A 17017-nucleotide genomic window follows, 5' to 3' on the forward strand; every position below is an offset into this window, starting at 1 on the left:
TTTTCAAGTGTGTCATGAGGCAGAAAGGATGTCAAACCGGGACCTGATGCCTATTTTACCATGGTGCGATTGTCCGAATGGGAGTATTATGGAAGTAGTATAAATAACGCTTATGGGGGATATGAAAATGTTGATGGGAAGACGCGTACGCAAGGCCATTATTCCGGCGGGGGGACTGGGTACCCGGTTTCTGCCCGCTACCAAGGCACAGCCTAAGGAAATGCTGCCGCTTATTGATAAGCCTGCCATACAATATATTGTAGAAGAAGCAGTCGCCTCCGGAATCGAGAGCATCATGATTGTGACGGGCCGCAACAAACGGGCGATTGAGGACCATTTTGACAAGTCGGTGGAGCTGGAGGCTGAGCTTGAGGCGCACGGCAAAGCCGAAATGCTGGATCTGGTCAAAGGCATCTCGCATATGGCGGATATCTGTTACACACGCCAGCGCGAGCCGCTCGGACTCGGACATGCCGTATTATGTGCGCGCAGCTTTGTGGGGGACGAGCCCTTTGCAGTGCTGCTTGGGGATGACATTCTGCTGTCTGAGCCGCCTTGCCTGAAGCAAATGATCGATGTTTACGAAACGAACGGTTCCTCAGTCGTGGCCGTTATGGAAGTGCCGTGGGACCAGACGCATAAATACGGTATTGTCGAGCTGGACCGTGAAGCAGAGCAGGGCCGTATCAGGGGACTTGTGGAAAAACCGCTGCCCGGGGAAGCGCCGTCCAATCTCGCAGTAGTAGGCCGATATATTCTTGATCCGGCAATCTTCGCGCTGCTGGAACGGGCCGAGCCCGGCAAAGGCGGCGAGATTCAGCTCACCGACAGCCTGCAGCGTCTGAACTGGGAATCGCCGCTCACCGCATTCCGCTTTCAGGGCCGGAGGCATGATGTCGGCGATAAGCTGGGATTTGTACAGGCTACGATTGATATGGCATTGGAAAGAGAAGATCTCTCGGAAGAGGTAAGGGCATTTATGATCGAGCGCCTTGGGACAGGTGTACGCTAAGCGAGGTTTATTAATGAAGTAAATAATAAACTGCTTTAAAAGAAGATTATCTGCGGGCAGGCGGTAAGCAGTCTGCCGGAGTGTCAGTTATTCGACCTTGTAACCTGCAATTAAGTTAAGAACGATTCCGCATGCGCAGCCTGACTTTTTTCGCCCGCCGTAACCGGATTCTCTCATTGCCAGCAAGTGGACCCAACACCGTCATAAAGTCTTGAGACGTATGATGCTTTTTGGGTGACGAAAAAAGGAACGCTTTATAAGCCGTTTGCCCAGGGCACGATCCTTGGCAGACGGCTTTTTTGTACGTCTTTAGCTGCCAGGCAGGAGACAACTGGAAATTGAATCAGACCCGCCCGCTCCTCCAGGCGCTGAAGGCGCGTTTGACTGCGATCATCGAGATCCAGAACAGCAGCAAAGCGAGCACAGGATGAAGCGCGGCCAGCTCGGGAATCCGGCCTCCCATATGAGCCGTTATGTACTGCATGATGATCAGAATGACCATTCCAAATCCCAAAAACCGGATGGCGCGGCCGGTTGGGCCAATAAAGGTTAATACCAGCATAGCCAGTGGGATCATTTCGAAATAGTGAACGAACGACCGGTGATCCTGCCAATGCGATGAATCGACGAATGAAGCCATTCCTGCCAGGAATACCTGCATGACGACACATACGGCGAAGACCGCTGCAAGCAAAAACAGCGCCAGCCGGATATAACTTGCTCCCGTTTGCTTGGCCTTGATCTCGGCGTCAGTCTGATTCTCCAGATCAGCCTGGTTTGTGGGCATCGTTCATACCTCCCTTATGTTGTATATCTCAATTCTATATATCTGTGATCCATATGTTAGGGATAATCCGGTTTGTTGTCAAAACAATCTTGCAGACTGAAAATAATGGGGCACCCGGCGAGTATGTACGTACAAGTTAAGCGCATGATATAATATGAGGCATACAAGCTGAATGCAGGAATCGAGGTGCAGCGTGAAGGAACAGCTTCCGCCCAAGTATATGCAACTAAAGGAAGAGATTTTGACCTGGATCACGGCGGAACAATTCAAGCCGCATGACAAGCTTCCTTCGGAGAACGAGATTGCCGCAACGTTCAGCCTGAGCCGCCAGACTGTCAGGCAGGCGCTTGGGGAACTGGAAGCGGAGGGCTGGCTTTATCGCTCACAGGGAAAAGGAACATTCGTAGCTGACGCGGGGTCTGCAACTGCCGGCAAGCATCCGGCTCAGCAGGGGCTGACCATCGGATTGATGACGACGCATATCTCCGACTATATATTCCCGACGATCGTGCGCGGGGTGGAATCGGCGCTTCGCCTGCATGGGGCCAGGCTGCTGCTGGCCAGCACGGACAATGAGAAGAACAAGGAACGGGAGAGTCTGGAATCCATGCTGCAGCAGCAGCCAAGCGGATTGATCATCGAGCCGACCAAGAGTGCGGAGGGAAACCCCAATTTGGACTATTATCTTTCGCTGGAATCCAGAGGAATTCCGTTTGTTATGCTTAACGAGCGATACAGCGATCTGGATGCGCCGTGTCTGAAGGTTGACGACGAGCTTGGCGGATTCCGTGCGGCAGAGCACTTGATCAAGCTCAGCCACCGGCGGATTGCCGGATTTTTTAAGACCGACGATTTTCAGGGGATCTACCGGATGCGCGGTTTCCTGCGTGCTTTGCGCGAGCATCAGCTGACGCTGCGTTCCGAGCACCTCATCCGGTATACTACCGAGGAGAAGCTGGTCAAGCCTGCTGTGGAGCTGTCGGCGCTGCTTGGGCAAGCAGCCGGGGAGCGTCCGACGGCGATTGTTTGCTATAACGACGAGCTGGCTGTGAAGCTGCTTGATGTGGTGCGGGGAAAGGGCTTGACGGTGCCGGAGGATCTATCCATGGTGGGATTTGATGATGCCACACTGGCTACAGCAACGGAAGTGAAGCTGACTACACTGGAGCATCCTAAGACACGGATGGGTGAGGATGCAGTGAAGCTGCTTATTCGTCTGTTGGGACAAGGCGGCAGCCGCAGGCCGGAGGCGGATATTGTATATGAACCGCGATTAATTGTAAGGGAGTCTACCGCCCCGGCTGGAGAAGAAATAAAAAATTAATCGTGACACACTTGTACGTACAAGTTATAATAATAGCGAATGAAACACCATTATATTTGGTACCATATTTTCGGGTATTTGAATAAATAGCCAAGCTGCCGCGCTGCTAGGGATGAATGCGGCGAAAGGAGAACTATTTTATGCTGGATGCTTTAAAACAAGCCGTATGGGAAGCCAATATGGAGCTGCCCCAGTATGGCCTTGTCACTTTTACCTGGGGGAATGTAAGCGGCATTGACAGGGAGAGAGGTCTTGTAGCCATCAAGCCGAGCGGTGTTCCTTATGATGAGCTGAAGCCTGAGCAAATCGTCATAGTGGATCTGGAAGGGAATGTTGTTGAAGGGAATCTTCGGCCCTCTTCGGATACACCGACGCATGTCGCTTTGTATCGCGCTTTTGAAGGCATTGGAGGGATCGTGCATACCCATTCTCCATGGGCCACGAGCTGGGCGCAGGCCGGACGGCCGATTCCCGCGCTTGGAACGACACATGCGGATTATTTTTACGGTGAAATCCCTTGTACACGTCCAATGACGGAAGCCGAAATTCAAGGTTCTTATGAGCTGGAGACAGGCAACGTCATTATTGAGACCTTCACTGAAGGCGGCATCGATCCCAATCAGGTACCGGCTGCGCTCGTATACAGCCATGCGCCCTTCTGCTGGGGGAAGGATCCGCATAATGCGGTGCATAATGCGGTTGTCGTGGAGGAAGCGGCCAAGATGGCGCTGCACACCTTCCAGTTAAATCCGAATATACAGCCGATGGATCAGCATTTGCTGGATCGCCATTACTTGCGCAAGCACGGTAAAAATGCTTATTATGGACAAAAGTAATCGTTTACAAGGACTACATTTCAAAGGGGGATCCCTGAATCATGAGCAGTAAATATGCAATTGGCGTGGACTATGGAACGGAATCCGGCCGCGCGGTGTTGGTGCGTCTGAGCGACGGTGCGGAAATCGCCGAGCATGTGACGCCCTACCGTCACAACGTTATTGATGAGAAATTGCCGGAGTCTGGTCTCAAGCTGGAGCATGACTGGGCGCTGCAGCATCCGGCCGACTATATCGAGGTGCTGACAACGTCGGTGCCTGCCGTTATGAAGGAATCCGGTATTGCGGCAAGCGAGGTCATCGGTCTTGGCATCGACTTTACCGCATGCACCATGCTGCCGATCGATGTGGCGGGGCAGCCGCTCTGCTTCAATGAGGCGTACAAAGCCAATCCGCACAGCTGGGTGAAGCTGTGGAAGCATCATGCGGCACAGGATGAGGCGAACCTTATTAATGAAATCGCGGCAAGCCGCGGCGAGTTGTTCCTCCCCCGTTACGGCGGCAAAATATCCTCCGAATGGATGCTGGCTAAGTCATGGCAGATTCTGAACGAAGCTCCGGAGATGTATGAGGCTGCGGATAAATTCGTGGAAGCTACCGATTGGGTTGTCGGCCAGATGACGGGAAACATTGTGCGCAACAGCTGCACAGCCGGATACAAGTCCATATGGCACAAGCGGGATGGATATCCAAGCAGCGAGTTCTATAAAGCGCTTGATCCAAGGCTGGAAAATCTTGCGGATACGAAGCTCCGCGGCGATGTTCTGCCGCTTGGCTCCAAAGCGGGCGCGCTGACGGCGGATATGGCTGCGCGCATGGGCCTAACCGCAGGTATCGCAATTGCGGTCGGCAATGTCGATGCGCATGCAGCGGTTCCCGCAGTAGGCGTTGTCACCCCCGGCAAGCTGGTAATGGCCATGGGGACCTCGATCTGTCATATGCTGCTCGGCTCGGAAGAGAAGCAGGTTGAAGGCATGTGCGGCGTTGTCGAGGATGGCATCATCCCCGGCTATTACGGTTATGAAGCCGGTCAATCAGCCGTTGGCGATATTTTCGCCTGGTATGTGGATGAGGCGGTTCCGGCCTATGCCGTTGAGGCAGCCAAGCAGGAAGGCATCAGCATCCATGAATGGCTGGAAAAGAAAGCGTCAGAGCTCAATGTCGGCGAATCCGGCGTGCTCGCGCTCGACTGGTGGAATGGCAATCGTTCCGTGCTTGTCGATACGGATCTGACCGGGATGATGGTTGGTCTTACCCTGCTGACCAAGCCTTATGAAGTCTATCGCGCACTGCTGGAAGCGACCGCTTTTGGCACTCGTAAAATCGTGGAGGCCTTCCACAGCAACGGTGTGGCCGTAGATGAGCTGTACGCCTGCGGGGGCCTCCCGCAAAAGAACCGTCTGCTCATGCAAATCTACGCAGATGTGACCAACCGCGAGATCAAAATCGCGGCCTCCCGGCAGACGCCTGCGCTGGGGGCGGCCATGTTCGGCGCTGTGGCAGCCGGTGCGGAAGCTGGCGGCTACGATAATGTTGTCGACGCGGCAGCCGCGATGGCCCGCGTGAGGGAGGAGACGTTCAAGCCGATTCCGGCAAACGTCGCGGTATATGACAAGCTGTACGCGGAGTACAATCAGCTTCACGACTACTTCGGCCGTGGCGCCAATGATGTGATGAAACGGCTAAAGGCCATTAAAGAAGAAGCCAGCGTCCACTAAGCGCAGGGAGAAAATAGAAGGCCCGATCAGGCGTCAATGATAACGCTGTTATCGGGCCTTCTTCATTTAAATACAAGAAAGTTTATATTTCCTTTCTTATAGGTGAAGTTGCTGCGCCACCAAGGTGACGGCGAAGCCGACTCTTGGTGGCATCTCATGGGAGGATGATCAACTCTTGTAGGTGAAGTTGCTGCGTCACTAAATGGACGGTGGAAGCCGGCTCTTTAAGGAATTTCAAAGGAGCATAATCAACGCAAGAGATTTGGAGTAATCGGACCAATCATCCTTCGTCTTGTTTAAAGGTCATCTTCCGAATCGTCGGTGATGAGATCATAATTATTTTCCAGCTGCAAATTGTAAGGCAATGCAGTCCCCGCATCCTGGATGCTCCTCGGTATGACTGCGCCAGCGCCTGTCAGAATGAGCTCGAGTCCGACTGTATCCCCTGACTGTATGGGCAGATAGAGCTGGGATTCCGCAATCAGGCGTCCATTCAGACGCAGAATCGTTCCAATATCACCAGCTATAGCCACGCCACTGACAAAGATAATCTGGCCAAAGTTATTGAAACGAACAACACCTGTCCCTGCCAGAGCCTGATAAACAGTCATCCCCGGAAAATGGCGCACGGTATAGGCCTGAGTAACCTGAGGAAAGAAACGTCCTCCATTAATGATCACTGTCACGAAGCCAGGGAATATTGGTGGCCCGGGAATCGGGATAGGGATAGGGATCGGAATTGGCCACGGCCCGGGCGGAAACGGTCCTGGTCCAGGAGGAAACGGCCCTGGGCCTGGCGGGAACGGTCCCGGTCCGGGTGGAAATGGTCCTGGTCCCGGCGGAAATGGTCCCGGTCCGGGTGGAAACGGCCCCGGTCCCGGCGGGAATGGTCCCGGTCCGGGTGGAAACGGCCCTGGCCCCGGCGGAAACGGTCCCGGTCCGGGTGGAAATGGCCCTGGTCCCGGCGGGAATGGTCCCGGTCCGGGTGGAAACGGCCCTGGGCCCGGCGGGAATGGCCCCGGTCCGGGTGGAAACGGTCCTGGTCCCGGTGGGAATAGTCCCGGTCCGGATTGCAGGCCTCCACCGGGGCTACCCATCATTCCACGCGGTGCTCCGCCACAGCCGCAATCCCGGCCTGCCGGAGCAGGGGGGATATAGGCGACACTATATCCATCCTGAACATGGACGGGGGTGTACAAGTTATACCACATGCATATTCGTCTCCTTCATCAGAGCGTATAGGTCGATATCATGATAAAGCTTATGCGGCAATCGCCTATTCGGTGAGAAGGAATTACAATCAGACTACAGAGCAGCTAAGCTTGAAAAGCATAAAAAAACAGGACGAAGGCAGGTTTGCCTTCGTCCTGTTTTTAACTGTTCCAAAGCTTATTTCGCAGATTCGTAACGTTTGCCAACTTCCGACCAGTTCACAACATTCCAGAACGCTGCGATATAATCAGGGCGTTTGTTTTGGTAGTTCAGATAGTAAGCATGCTCCCAAACATCAAGGCCAAGGAGCGGCGTATCGCCTTCCATGATTGGGCTATCTTGGTTAGGCAGGCTGTACACTTTCAATTTGCCAGCTTTGTCAGCTGCAAGCCAGGCCCAGCCGCTTCCGAAACGGGTTGTAGCTGCTTTAGCAAAATCCTCTTTGAATTTATCGAATCCGCCAAGCTCGCTTGCGATCGCATCGGCAAGTGCTCCGCTTGGAGCGCCGCCAGCGTTTGGTCCAATGGTTTCCCAGAAGAGGGAGTGGTTAGCATGTCCGCCGCCATTGTTGCGAACGGCAGTGCGGATGGCTTCAGGTACACTGTTAAGATCAGCAATAAGGTCTTCGACCGATTTGCTTTGCAGATCAGGAGCGGACTCCAGAGCAGCATTCAAATTCGTTACATAAGCATTATGATGACGGTCGTGGTGGATCATCATCGTTGTTTCATCAATGTGGGGCTCCAGTGCGTTGTTCGGATACGGTAAAGCTGGTAGTTGATGTGCCATGTTCAAAAAACCTCCTATTATATGTAATGTCTCTATCCATTACCCATTATCCATCTTCTCTAATAATAAATCAACAAAAATGTTTAGAAAGTCTGTATTCATGGATATATTTGCATCAACTATAGGATGATCAATAATGAAATATCTATACATTCCGGATAACAAAAAAACGACCCCGAAGGATCGTTTTTAAGTCACTGGATTAGTTGTTGATAAAACCAGCGTTACCGAGCAAACGAATTACCATTGTAGCAGCTTCAGCACGGCTTGCGCTAGCGTCACCTACCACTTTCGTAGTAGTTTGGCCAAGAACAATACCGGATTTAACTGCTGCAGCGACTTCAGCTTTTGCCCAGCCGAGACTGCTTGCATCAGTGAAGGCAGCCAACGCAGCAGATGCTTCCGCATCAGTAAGCGTTACTTCCTTACCAGCATAACCAAGGGCGCGAACGACCATGGCCGACAGCTCTTTACGGGTGATGTTAGCGTTCGGGTTGAATTTACCTTTGTCATCACCTTGTACGATACCAGCTTCTGCAGCCGTAGCTACAACGCCAGCGTACCATTGGCTCGAACTTACGTCCGAGAATTTAGATGTGGTTCCAGTAGCATCAAGACCGAGTGAACGAACGATCAGAGCCGCAAACTCAGCGCGAGTAATGTTGCGTTTTGGTTCGAACTTGTTAGCGCCCGTACCTTCTACAACCAACTTCGCAGCAAGAGTTTCAATATCTTCTTTCGCCCAGTGGTTAGCGAGATCCGCGAAGGATACGTTATCCAGTTGGATGACAGTGTAGATACTTGTGCTGTTGCGGAGCAAAGTAGCAAGTGTGTTGTCTCCCTCAGTTGCGAATGTAGCTGGGACGAAGCTCAGCTCTTTCGTATCCGGGTTGTACACTACACCAGTTACCTTATTAGAATCAACAACTCCACTAACTGGAAGTGTACGTTTGAAGTAAACACCCAGGTCGTTGATTTGTTGCTCCTTACCGCCACCTACAGCAGTGATTTTGAAATCAACTGGCGCAGCCAGTGGTTTCGCATCAATTCCGTATACAGCATCAGTTACCGCTTTAGCAGCGTCGCCAGTAAGCTTCTTAATTTCTACTTTGATTTTCAGAGCGCTCAGCTCAACCCCGAGGGATTTAGCCAGGTCTTCCAGTTTCAGAGCAGCGATCGGAAGGGTGATGGATGAACCATCTTCCAATTTGATCGTAAGAGTTTCACCTTTGATCAATGCATCAGCAGGAATTGTTACTACATCGGAAGTTGATGTAATAGTAGGGTTCTTATCGGTTGCAAAGAGATTAGTCAATTGCGTTCCATCTACATTGCCGTTGTTGTCAATAATACCTGCGCCGGGGAAGAATCCACCTGGGAAACCACCACCACCGGAATTATTGTCGTACACCCACTCAGTAACTGGTTTTGAGCTACCTGGAGTGAAGTACTCAAGACGCAACGGGAAGTATGTAGAGTACGTTGCACTAGAGACATCAATCGAGAAACCGTAAGTGCCATCTGATTTATAAGTACCATAAACTACATCATAAGCTGTAGTTGCCTGATCATCATAAACATAGATTGCGACGTCTTCTCCATTAAAGGCTGTATACACATCGTCGGTTACATAAACAGAACCCGTTACAGTTCCATTACCACTCGAATATACTACATCTTTATAGCCATTCGAGCTAGCAGCAAAAGCAAGAATTGGAACAAGCATCGACATAATCATCAATGAAGCGATAAGTCCTGAAATTTTGCTTGCAAAAATCTTTTTCATTTTTAGTTTTCACCTCCTTTCATTAAAGAATCGTAAATCTGTTTTTAAACCCATCGAGAAACTATTATATATCATCACCATCAGGAAAGATAGAAACAATTTTGGGAAATAGTATAATAATGTTAGAGAAATACTGGAAAAGGATATCAAGATATTTTATTGCTGTCAATAAGCTGTTGCAGCAATGTTTTCTCACTTGGGTCGGATCCGATTAATTTATTCAATAAATCTACATCTTTTTGTCCCACTGCATCAAGAGCAGCGAGGTAATATCTAACATTAATTCGGACACTTTCATTGCTCAAATCGCCAGTAATGTCTTGCTTCAAAAGGTTATACGCATCTTCGTAGCTTTTGTTGCGGTATAAAATTTGTCCAATTGCCTGTCTCATAATAGGAGTGACATTAAATTCTCTTCCTTGAAGCTGTCCTGCTGGTAATAACTTGAGTTGTTCCTCCTTGGCGAGCACTTCTTTATACAGCTCCAGAGAGTTATTCCACTTGGAGTCAGGTCCTTTGGAATCCGTTTCTCCCTCATTCTGGCCGGCAAGAAAATATTCCATAATAGCTGCCTCGTAAAAATTCATATCCCAAGGGAATTTAGAAACCGCCTCGTCCAGGACAGGTAATACATGGCTATAATCGTTCTCGGCTTTGTAGTAGCGGTACTCATCCAAAAGTAATGGACGATTATAAGGAGCAAAAGGTTTCAGTTGGTCAAGTAATCTTTTATATTCTTGTCTGTATTGTACATCGTGAGTAGAATTAAATGCTTGATCCATCCAGTCCAATTTTCTTAAAGTGTAATCAGGATGGTCAGGGGACACGTTGATGGCATGGTCAATAGACGGCAGCAGCTCATTTAGCGGTTTTTTCTGCACGATAGCGAGATCCAAAGCTTGACGATAGCTGAGATTGGCATCGTATGCCCTGTATACCCAAATGAAGAGAAATACGGCCAGGAACGATAAGGCTGCTGGGTATACCATTCGCCACTTGATATTTCTGTACGCCTCCATAGCCGGAATTATCAGCGTCTTGTGGAAAGGGGCAAGCATAGCACCTAATGAGAGAAAGACGAGAATCGATAGATAACCATAACTCATATCGAAATCCAGAGCACTATGGGCCAGCAGTGAGATGGAGATAATGAAAAACAAAAATTGGCTGCCTCGTAATTCCGGATTTCTAATGTACTCCCTAATGAATAAATAGTAGACCAGAACAATAAAGCCAATTAATATAATAATTCCGATCCAACCGATCTCGATCAGTGTCTGCAAATAGTAGCTGTGCGCCTGATTGCTGGTATAAGGGTTGCTTTGGTACTTCTCATATAGTACCGACCAAGCGCCGCCACCTGCACCGATCAAAGGATAATCTGCTGATACTTTAAATGCATCCCTATAGAAGGTTTCGCGTTCTAGAACGCTGTGTTGTTCAAGGTTGATGCTTTCTATACGATCCGCAATACTTTGGGGCAGAAGGCCCCTTACACTACTGCTAGAAAAGATTAGAATAGCCGCTAGTGCTCCCACTACTATAAAAAGAATAGGAACTGCAATGAAAGACCATTTGGATGCTTGGATTCTCGTTGTTCGGATATTTAGCCATTTTGAAAGTTTGCCATGAAGGAGGGAAATTAATAATGTGACAACAATGGATGCACCTAGAAGCAGACCCCATCCAGTCAGAGGAACGGAACTCCAAAGAGATATTGTTTTACCCGACTGGGAGACTGGGTCCGTGATTTTGGAGATTTTATCCGCAGCTACTGTTAACTTACTCAAAATGGCGAAAGATGAAACAACAGCAAGAAACATGTATATTAAATAAGATAATTGTTTGCTTATTTTTAGGAAGGGCAGAATAATGAGGACCAGTATTGGGATGAATACAAGCGCTGCCCGTGAATATGTAAGCATCAGAGAGATCCAGATGGGGACCAGCATAAAGCTGTGCAAGGCCCGCCAGTACCATTGCTTGACATGAATGGCGGAGAACAATGCTCCCAGGAATAAGGCTGTAAGAAGTGCTGCGTACGAGTTGGAGTATTGGAAGACAGATGTCAATCGATAGTTCGTGTCGGCCAACCAAAGAGCATTATTGAAATAAGCCTGTCCAAACAGGTTCATGAATCCAAATATAACAATGGCATAACCGGACAATTGAATGGATAGTTCAATAAACTTGCGGTGTAATTTATTCTCAGCCACATACAGACCGACGATAAAAAAAGCTGCAACCATAAATTCAAGCTGAATCATCGTTTTGGCATTATGCGAGGAGACGGCATTTATTGAAGACAATATATACATAAGAGGAAGGAGGAGCACAAGAACTGACAAAATGGATCTGTAGTCAATTATTTTCCAGGTTTGAAAGAAACGGATGCCAACGATCAATAAGAGTATGAATGCATACAACATGGATTCGAGTAGAGCCGCTTCAAAATCGAACGCAAATCCGTTAAATAAGGCCACTTGAAAGGGAAAGATGAAGAAAAATAAACATGTGCCGGCAAGTATTGCCCATTGAAGTAGTGAAATGTTGGAGTTAAGATTTTTGTTTGATCTTGACGAACCTTTCTTTTCCATTGTGCTGCTCCTTTGTATTGACATGCTGGATTCTTAGCTAATGCAGATTTTATTTTAGCAAATCGCATTATGTAAATCTACATGAGGCAGTAAATGAATGGAATAATTCATATGTATAAGAACTTTTTTGTTTTATTGAAGTCTATATTAATAGATTTCTAACTGATTTAGATAGTGAAATTATATTCCATAAGCTGTTGCTTTTGGTTAGTGTATGCTTATTACAATTCTGATGAATGTTTGGTAAGATAGCATGTAGAAATTTAACAAAATTATGGAGGATAATACGACATAATGAAAATACGAAAAGCGATTATCCCTGCAGCAGGTCTTGGTACTCGGTTTTTACCTGCTACCAAAGCTATGCCGAAGGAGATGCTTCCGATCGTTGACAAACCAACTATTCAGTACATAGTTGAAGAAGCGGTCTCTTCCGGCATTGAAGATATAATCATTGTCACTGGAAAAGGAAAACGTGCTATTGAAGATCATTTTGATAATAGTTTTGAACTTGAGAAAAATCTGAAAGACAAAGGGAAATTAGCATTACTGGATGAGGTTCAAAAGTCTTCCAGGATGGCCGATATTCATTATATAAGACAAAAGGAACCTAATGGTTTGGGTCATGCCATTTGGTGTGCAAGGAAATTTATTGGTAATGAGCCTTTTGCTGTTTTATTAGGGGACGATATTGTGCAGGCGGAAGTTCCCTGCCTTAAACAAATGATTAATCTTTATGAGAAGCACCAAACATCCATAATTGCTGTCCAACCGGTTGCAGATGGTGAGGTATCACGGTACGGCATCGTCGATGCGAATGGCATGGGTAATCGGTTGTTCAATGTTCGTTCATTGGTAGAGAAACCTACCCCCGAGAATGCTCCATCCAACTTAGCAATTATGGGACGGTATATTCTGACTCCAAAAATATTTGAAGTGCTGTCTGTCCAACAAGCTGGAGCTTGCGGTGAAATTCAACTGACTGATGCAATCAGGAATCTAAACCTTGAGGAGCAAGTATTTGCCTATCATTTTGAAGGAATCAGATATGATGTTGGTGAGAAGATGGGATTCATCCAAACAACGCTTGAATTTGCATTGCGAAGAGAAGATCTTCGAACTGAATTAATTCAATATATGAGTGCTCTGGTTCAAAAAAATAAAATTAATCTCAATGTAATGAATTCCTAGAGCGCTGTAAAACATAATGGAAGGGAGGAAGATCATGAGGATAGCTGTCGTAGGTACCGGTTATGTAGGTCTTATTAGCGGGGTTTGTTTTGCTGAGGTTGGTCATGATGTCACATGCATCGATATTGATGAATTTAAAATCAATAAGTTGCAAAAAGGAGAACCAACTATATATGAAGAGGGACTTGAAGAGCTGCTAGTTAAAAACCTTGCCTCCAGGCGCCTGCGATTTACAACGGATTTTCATACAGGACTCGAAGATCAAAATGTTATTATCATCGCGGTAGGTACTCCTTCCTTAGAATCGGGGCAAGCAGATCTCCAGTATGTCGAAGATGCAGCGATTAAAATTGCTCATAACATCTCTGAATATACGGTTATCGTCACGAAAAGTACTGTTCCAGTGGGTACGAATGAGTCAATCCGAAAAATAATCGCCGACCATCTATTGTCGGCTTGTGAATTTGATGTTGTTTCTGCTCCTGAGTTTCTTCGGGAAGGTACTGCGATACAAGATACTTTTAATAGTGAAAGAACAATTATCGGATCCGAAAATAAGCGTTCGGCGAATGTTGTGGAACAAATGTATGAACCAATGAAAATTCCAATTATGCATACGGATATAAGAAGTGCAGAGATGATAAAATATGCCTCGAATGCATTTTTGAGCACAAAAATTAGTTTTATTAATGAAATCGCTAATATTTGTGAAAAGGTTGGCGCTAATATTGAAAGTGTTGCATCGGGGATGGGGATGGATTCCAGAATAGGGCCCAAATTTCTGCAAGCTGGGATTGGTTATGGAGGATCTTGTTTTCCAAAGGATACAAAAGCCCTTGTTCAGATTGCTGGAAATGTTGATCATGAATTTGATTTGTTGCAGAGTGTGATTTCAGTCAATAATAAGCAGCAGAATAAGCTTATTGACAAGGCGTCATTGTATTATGGTAAGGAACTACGTGGCAAGCGGGCGGCAATATTGGGTTTAGCCTATAAACCTAATACGAGTGATATTAGGGATGCAGCTTCAATAAAAATTATTCAAAAGCTGCTTCAGCAGGAATGTGAAATTCGCGTTTATGATCCAGCTGCAATGAGTAATTTTCAGAACCAGTATCCTGATTTTAATATTGCTTATACAGCATCGTATCAAGAAGCCATTAAAGATGCCGATTTCATCATGATCGTGACGGAATGGAATCAATTTAAACAGATGGATCTGCTCGAAGTAAAACAATTGCTCAGAGAACCGGTTATATTTGACGGGCGCAATTGTCTGCCAGTAGACCAGCTTCAACAAGTAGGCTTTAATTATTTTTCAATAGGAAGACCCGATATAATTGCCAAGCAGGGCTTATAAGGAGCATATCGATTCCATGAGATATTTAGAAAATTTTAAAAAGTACCGCTTTTTATTGTATCAGCTGGTGGCAAACGATATTAAGATTAAATACCGTCGTTCCATTCTCGGAGTAATCTGGAGTATTTTAAATCCCTTATTGATGATGATTGTTTTTACCCTTATCTTTTCCGCATTATTCAAAAGCGATATTCCCCATTTCGCAGTTTATGTTTTAACTGGGCGTATTATTTGGGATTTGTATTCTCAAGCAACAGCCTTGGCCATGCAATCTATTGTGGGAAATGAGGCTCTAATTAAGAAAGTATATGTTCCTAAATATATATTTCCTCTGGCAAAATGTTGTTTTTCTTTTGTGAATACCGCCTTCTCTTTGATTGCGCTTGTGATTGTTGCCATTTTCAGCGGAGGAGTAAAGATAAGCGCAGCTTTGCTCATGCTTCCTTTTCCACTCATATATACTTTTTTGTTTGCCGTCGGCATAAGTTTCATTCTTGCCGCGTATACCGTCTTCTTCAGAGATTTACAGCATTTGTATGAAGTGCTATTGACCGCATGGATGTACTTTACCCCACTGTTTTACCCGGTCAGCATTGTACCGGATAATCTGAAGTTTCTTGTGGAGTTGAATCCGATTTATTGGACATTATCCATGTTCCGTGATGTCATCATTAATGGTAGATTTCCCACCTTGGAACAGCATTTAATATGCTTGTCTATAGGAATTGTCAGTTTAATTATTGGTCTTCTTGTATTTCGTAAAAGACAAGAACAATTTATTTTATATGTTTAATTGGAGGTACCCATGCAGCCCGAGTCCAATACTGCCAGTGATATTGCTATTGAAGTGAATAATGTCTCCATGCTCTTTAACTTAAGTCAGGAAAAAGTAGATAGTCTTAAAGAATATGTACTCAAGCTGGTAAAAGGTCAATTGCTGTTTCAAGAGTTTCATGCATTGACGGATGTCTCGTTTCAAGTGAAAAAAGGGGAAGTTTTTGGGTTGGTCGGATTGAATGGTGCTGGTAAAAGTACACTTCTAAAAGTAATTGCAGGAGTGCTGAAGCCGACACGAGGCACAGTCCAGGTCAATGGCAGCATGGTTCCATTGATCGAACTTGGAGCTGGCTTTAACTTGAATTTGACGGGTAGGGAAAATATCTTTCTTAATGGTGCTATACTCGGCCATTCGAAAAGATTCATGAATGAACGTATACAAGAGATAATAGACTTTGCCGAATTAGATGAGTTTATTGATGTTCCGTTGAAAAATTACTCCTCTGGTATGCTATCACGACTTGGGTTTGCTATAGCTACGGTTGTAGATCCGGATATTTTAATTGTCGATGAAGTTTTATCAGTTGGAGATTATAAATTTAGAGAAAAAAGCGAGGCGCACATCATGTCCCTGATCGATAAGGGAACAACAGTGATATTTGTTTCACATTCCACTTCTGAAGTGAAGAGAATTTGTAATAGGGCTCTTTTACTTGAAAAGGGCAAGGTTGTACTAATTGATGACACGGCAAATGTAATGGACAAATACGAATCAATATAAAGAGGGATAATCTTGTGTACAGTATCAATCATTGTTCGAACAAAGGATAGGAACTTGCTGCTCGAGCGTGCCATCCAATCTGTTGTAAATCAGACTTTCACAGATTGGGAAATCATTATTGTTAATAATGGAGGAAGTCTGGAAGAATTGGAAGCCGCAATCAGACGATATATAGCTCTATTAAATGATAAAATTAAAGTGGTTCATTTAAATCAATCGAGTTTCATGGAGGTGGCAACAAACGCTGGGATTACGAACAGCACTGGTGCCTATATAACTTTATTAGATGATGATGATACGTGGGATAATTCATTCCTTCTAAAATGTATTTCAATACTGCAGACTCAGCAAGTAGATTCAGTTGCTACTCAGAGTACTCTCATCTATGAATCTATGGAAGATGGCGCTGTGCAGCAAAGAGAAGCTCAGCCATTCAACCCCAAGTTCAGCAATGTTACACTAGTCAAGCTTGCGAGGCGCAATTTATTTACAACAAATGCATTTATGTATAAGAAGGAAGCACTAAGGAAGTGCGGGGGATATCGGGAAGATTTACCTGTCTTAGGGGACTGGGAATTTAATCTGAGGTTTGCTCTGCACAACAAAATCTATGTCATACCGGAACCGTTAGCCTATTATCATAAAAGAATTCAGATCAACCAAGAAGTCACATACAGCAATACTCAATTGAAGGATCATCTGTTGTTTGACAAAAAAATTCGTAATGAGTATTTATTGAAAGGGTTTCGCAGAGAAATTCCTTTTTATTTTGGGACACTGATATATGGTTATTCCTATGTGAATCATTTAAAGAGATTAATCAAAAGGGTATTGAAAGTGAGGTGAG

The 17017-nt window shown here is 46.1% G+C and carries 14 protein-coding genes; 9 read left to right on the forward strand and 5 right to left on the reverse strand.

Annotated elements, in window-relative coordinates:
* The first annotated feature begins 127 nt into the window (after nucleotides 1-127).
* A complete protein-coding gene (galU, locus tag AC0YOB_RS17370) occupies nucleotides 128-1012 on the forward strand; it encodes a UTP--glucose-1-phosphate uridylyltransferase GalU (RefSeq protein WP_475793847.1) in 885 nt (294 codons plus the stop codon).
* Nucleotides 1013-1355: 343 nt separating this feature from the next.
* On the opposite strand, the gene AC0YOB_RS17375 is transcribed toward galU (AC0YOB_RS17370), so the two are convergent.
* On the reverse strand, nucleotides 1356-1799 hold the full coding sequence (locus AC0YOB_RS17375) for a DUF6220 domain-containing protein (RefSeq protein ID WP_475793848.1): 444 nt from the start codon (nucleotides 1797-1799) through the stop codon (nucleotides 1356-1358).
* Between the two features lie 193 nt (nucleotides 1800-1992).
* On the opposite strand from AC0YOB_RS17375, the gene AC0YOB_RS17380 reads away from it, so the two are divergent.
* The 3 genes from AC0YOB_RS17380 (at nucleotide 1993) to AC0YOB_RS17390 (ending at nucleotide 5677) form a co-directional block, all read left to right on the forward strand.
* Nucleotides 1993-3123, forward strand: a complete 1131-nt coding sequence (locus AC0YOB_RS17380; protein ID WP_475793933.1) for a substrate-binding domain-containing protein — start codon at nucleotides 1993-1995, stop codon at nucleotides 3121-3123.
* 140 nt (nucleotides 3124-3263) lie between these two features.
* Nucleotides 3264-3959 carry an L-ribulose-5-phosphate 4-epimerase gene (araD, locus tag AC0YOB_RS17385; RefSeq protein WP_475793849.1) on the forward strand — a complete coding sequence of 232 codons (696 nt, stop codon included), beginning with the start codon at nucleotides 3264-3266 and terminating at the stop codon, nucleotides 3957-3959.
* Between the two features lie 41 nt (nucleotides 3960-4000).
* A complete protein-coding gene (locus AC0YOB_RS17390; RefSeq protein WP_475793850.1) occupies nucleotides 4001-5677 on the forward strand; it encodes a ribulokinase in 1677 nt (558 codons plus the stop codon).
* Between the two features lie 296 nt (nucleotides 5678-5973).
* Here the strand turns inward: AC0YOB_RS17390 and AC0YOB_RS17395 are convergent, their stop codons facing one another.
* The 4 genes from AC0YOB_RS17395 to AC0YOB_RS17410 all read right to left on the reverse strand — a co-directional run bounded on the left by AC0YOB_RS17395 (nucleotide 5974) and on the right by AC0YOB_RS17410 (nucleotide 12061).
* Complete coding sequence (locus AC0YOB_RS17395; protein ID WP_475793851.1) at nucleotides 5974-6357, reverse strand: hypothetical protein; 384 nt, start codon at nucleotides 6355-6357, stop codon at nucleotides 5974-5976.
* Between the two features lie 709 nt (nucleotides 6358-7066).
* Nucleotides 7067-7678 (reverse strand): superoxide dismutase, encoded by a 612-nt coding sequence (locus AC0YOB_RS17400; RefSeq protein ID WP_475793852.1) that lies wholly within the window; start codon nucleotides 7676-7678, stop codon nucleotides 7067-7069.
* 202 nt (nucleotides 7679-7880) lie between these two features.
* Complete coding sequence (locus AC0YOB_RS17405; RefSeq protein WP_475793853.1) at nucleotides 7881-9464, reverse strand: S-layer homology domain-containing protein; 1584 nt, start codon at nucleotides 9462-9464, stop codon at nucleotides 7881-7883.
* 146 nt (nucleotides 9465-9610) lie between these two features.
* The gene (locus AC0YOB_RS17410) at nucleotides 9611-12061 is read right to left on the reverse strand and encodes an O-antigen ligase family protein (RefSeq protein ID WP_475793854.1); all 2451 of its coding nucleotides are present in this window, start codon (nucleotides 12059-12061) and stop codon (nucleotides 9611-9613) included.
* Between the two features lie 294 nt (nucleotides 12062-12355).
* On the opposite strand from AC0YOB_RS17410, the gene galU (AC0YOB_RS17415) reads away from it, so the two are divergent.
* Genes galU (AC0YOB_RS17415) through AC0YOB_RS17435 form a run of 5 tightly spaced genes read left to right on the forward strand, consistent with a single transcriptional unit; the run spans nucleotide 12356 to nucleotide 17016 of the window.
* Entirely contained in the window at nucleotides 12356-13252 is an 897-nt protein-coding gene (gene galU, locus AC0YOB_RS17415; protein ID WP_475793855.1) for a UTP--glucose-1-phosphate uridylyltransferase GalU, read from the forward strand.
* A 34-nt stretch (nucleotides 13253-13286) separates the two neighbouring features.
* Nucleotides 13287-14612: a UDP-glucose dehydrogenase family protein gene (locus AC0YOB_RS17420; RefSeq protein ID WP_475793856.1), complete on the forward strand. Its 1326-nt coding sequence runs from the start codon at nucleotides 13287-13289 to the stop codon at nucleotides 14610-14612.
* Between the two features lie 16 nt (nucleotides 14613-14628).
* A complete protein-coding gene (locus AC0YOB_RS17425) occupies nucleotides 14629-15405 on the forward strand; it encodes an ABC transporter permease (RefSeq protein ID WP_475793857.1) in 777 nt (258 codons plus the stop codon).
* A 12-nt stretch (nucleotides 15406-15417) separates the two neighbouring features.
* Nucleotides 15418-16170 (forward strand): ABC transporter ATP-binding protein, encoded by a 753-nt coding sequence (locus AC0YOB_RS17430; protein ID WP_475793858.1) that lies wholly within the window; start codon nucleotides 15418-15420, stop codon nucleotides 16168-16170.
* A 12-nt stretch (nucleotides 16171-16182) separates the two neighbouring features.
* Nucleotides 16183-17016: a glycosyltransferase gene (locus tag AC0YOB_RS17435; RefSeq protein WP_475793859.1), complete on the forward strand. Its 834-nt coding sequence runs from the start codon at nucleotides 16183-16185 to the stop codon at nucleotides 17014-17016.
* Nucleotide 17017: the final 1 nt, after the last annotated feature.

Source organism: Paenibacillus sp. JT31N17, assembly GCF_056269255.1.

Coding starts and splice junctions, on each gene's coding strand:
- AC0YOB_RS17400 (WP_475793852.1), bottom strand. CDS start 7,678: ATGGCACATCAACTACCAGCTTTACCGTATCCGAACAACGCACTGGAG.
- AC0YOB_RS17420 (WP_475793856.1), top strand. CDS start 13,287: ATGAGGATAGCTGTCGTAGGTACCGGTTATGTAGGTCTTATTAGCGGG.
- araD (WP_475793849.1), top strand. CDS start 3,264: ATGCTGGATGCTTTAAAACAAGCCGTATGGGAAGCCAATATGGAGCTG.
- AC0YOB_RS17430 (WP_475793858.1), top strand. CDS start 15,418: ATGCAGCCCGAGTCCAATACTGCCAGTGATATTGCTATTGAAGTGAAT.
- AC0YOB_RS17410 (WP_475793854.1), bottom strand. CDS start 12,061: ATGGAAAAGAAAGGTTCGTCAAGATCAAACAAAAATCTTAACTCCAAC.
- AC0YOB_RS17405 (WP_475793853.1), bottom strand. CDS start 9,464: ATGAAAAAGATTTTTGCAAGCAAAATTTCAGGACTTATCGCTTCATTG.
- galU (WP_475793847.1), top strand. CDS start 128: ATGTTGATGGGAAGACGCGTACGCAAGGCCATTATTCCGGCGGGGGGA.
- galU (WP_475793855.1), top strand. CDS start 12,356: ATGAAAATACGAAAAGCGATTATCCCTGCAGCAGGTCTTGGTACTCGG.
- AC0YOB_RS17390 (WP_475793850.1), top strand. CDS start 4,001: ATGAGCAGTAAATATGCAATTGGCGTGGACTATGGAACGGAATCCGGC.
- AC0YOB_RS17375 (WP_475793848.1), bottom strand. CDS start 1,799: ATGCCCACAAACCAGGCTGATCTGGAGAATCAGACTGACGCCGAGATC.
- AC0YOB_RS17425 (WP_475793857.1), top strand. CDS start 14,629: ATGAGATATTTAGAAAATTTTAAAAAGTACCGCTTTTTATTGTATCAG.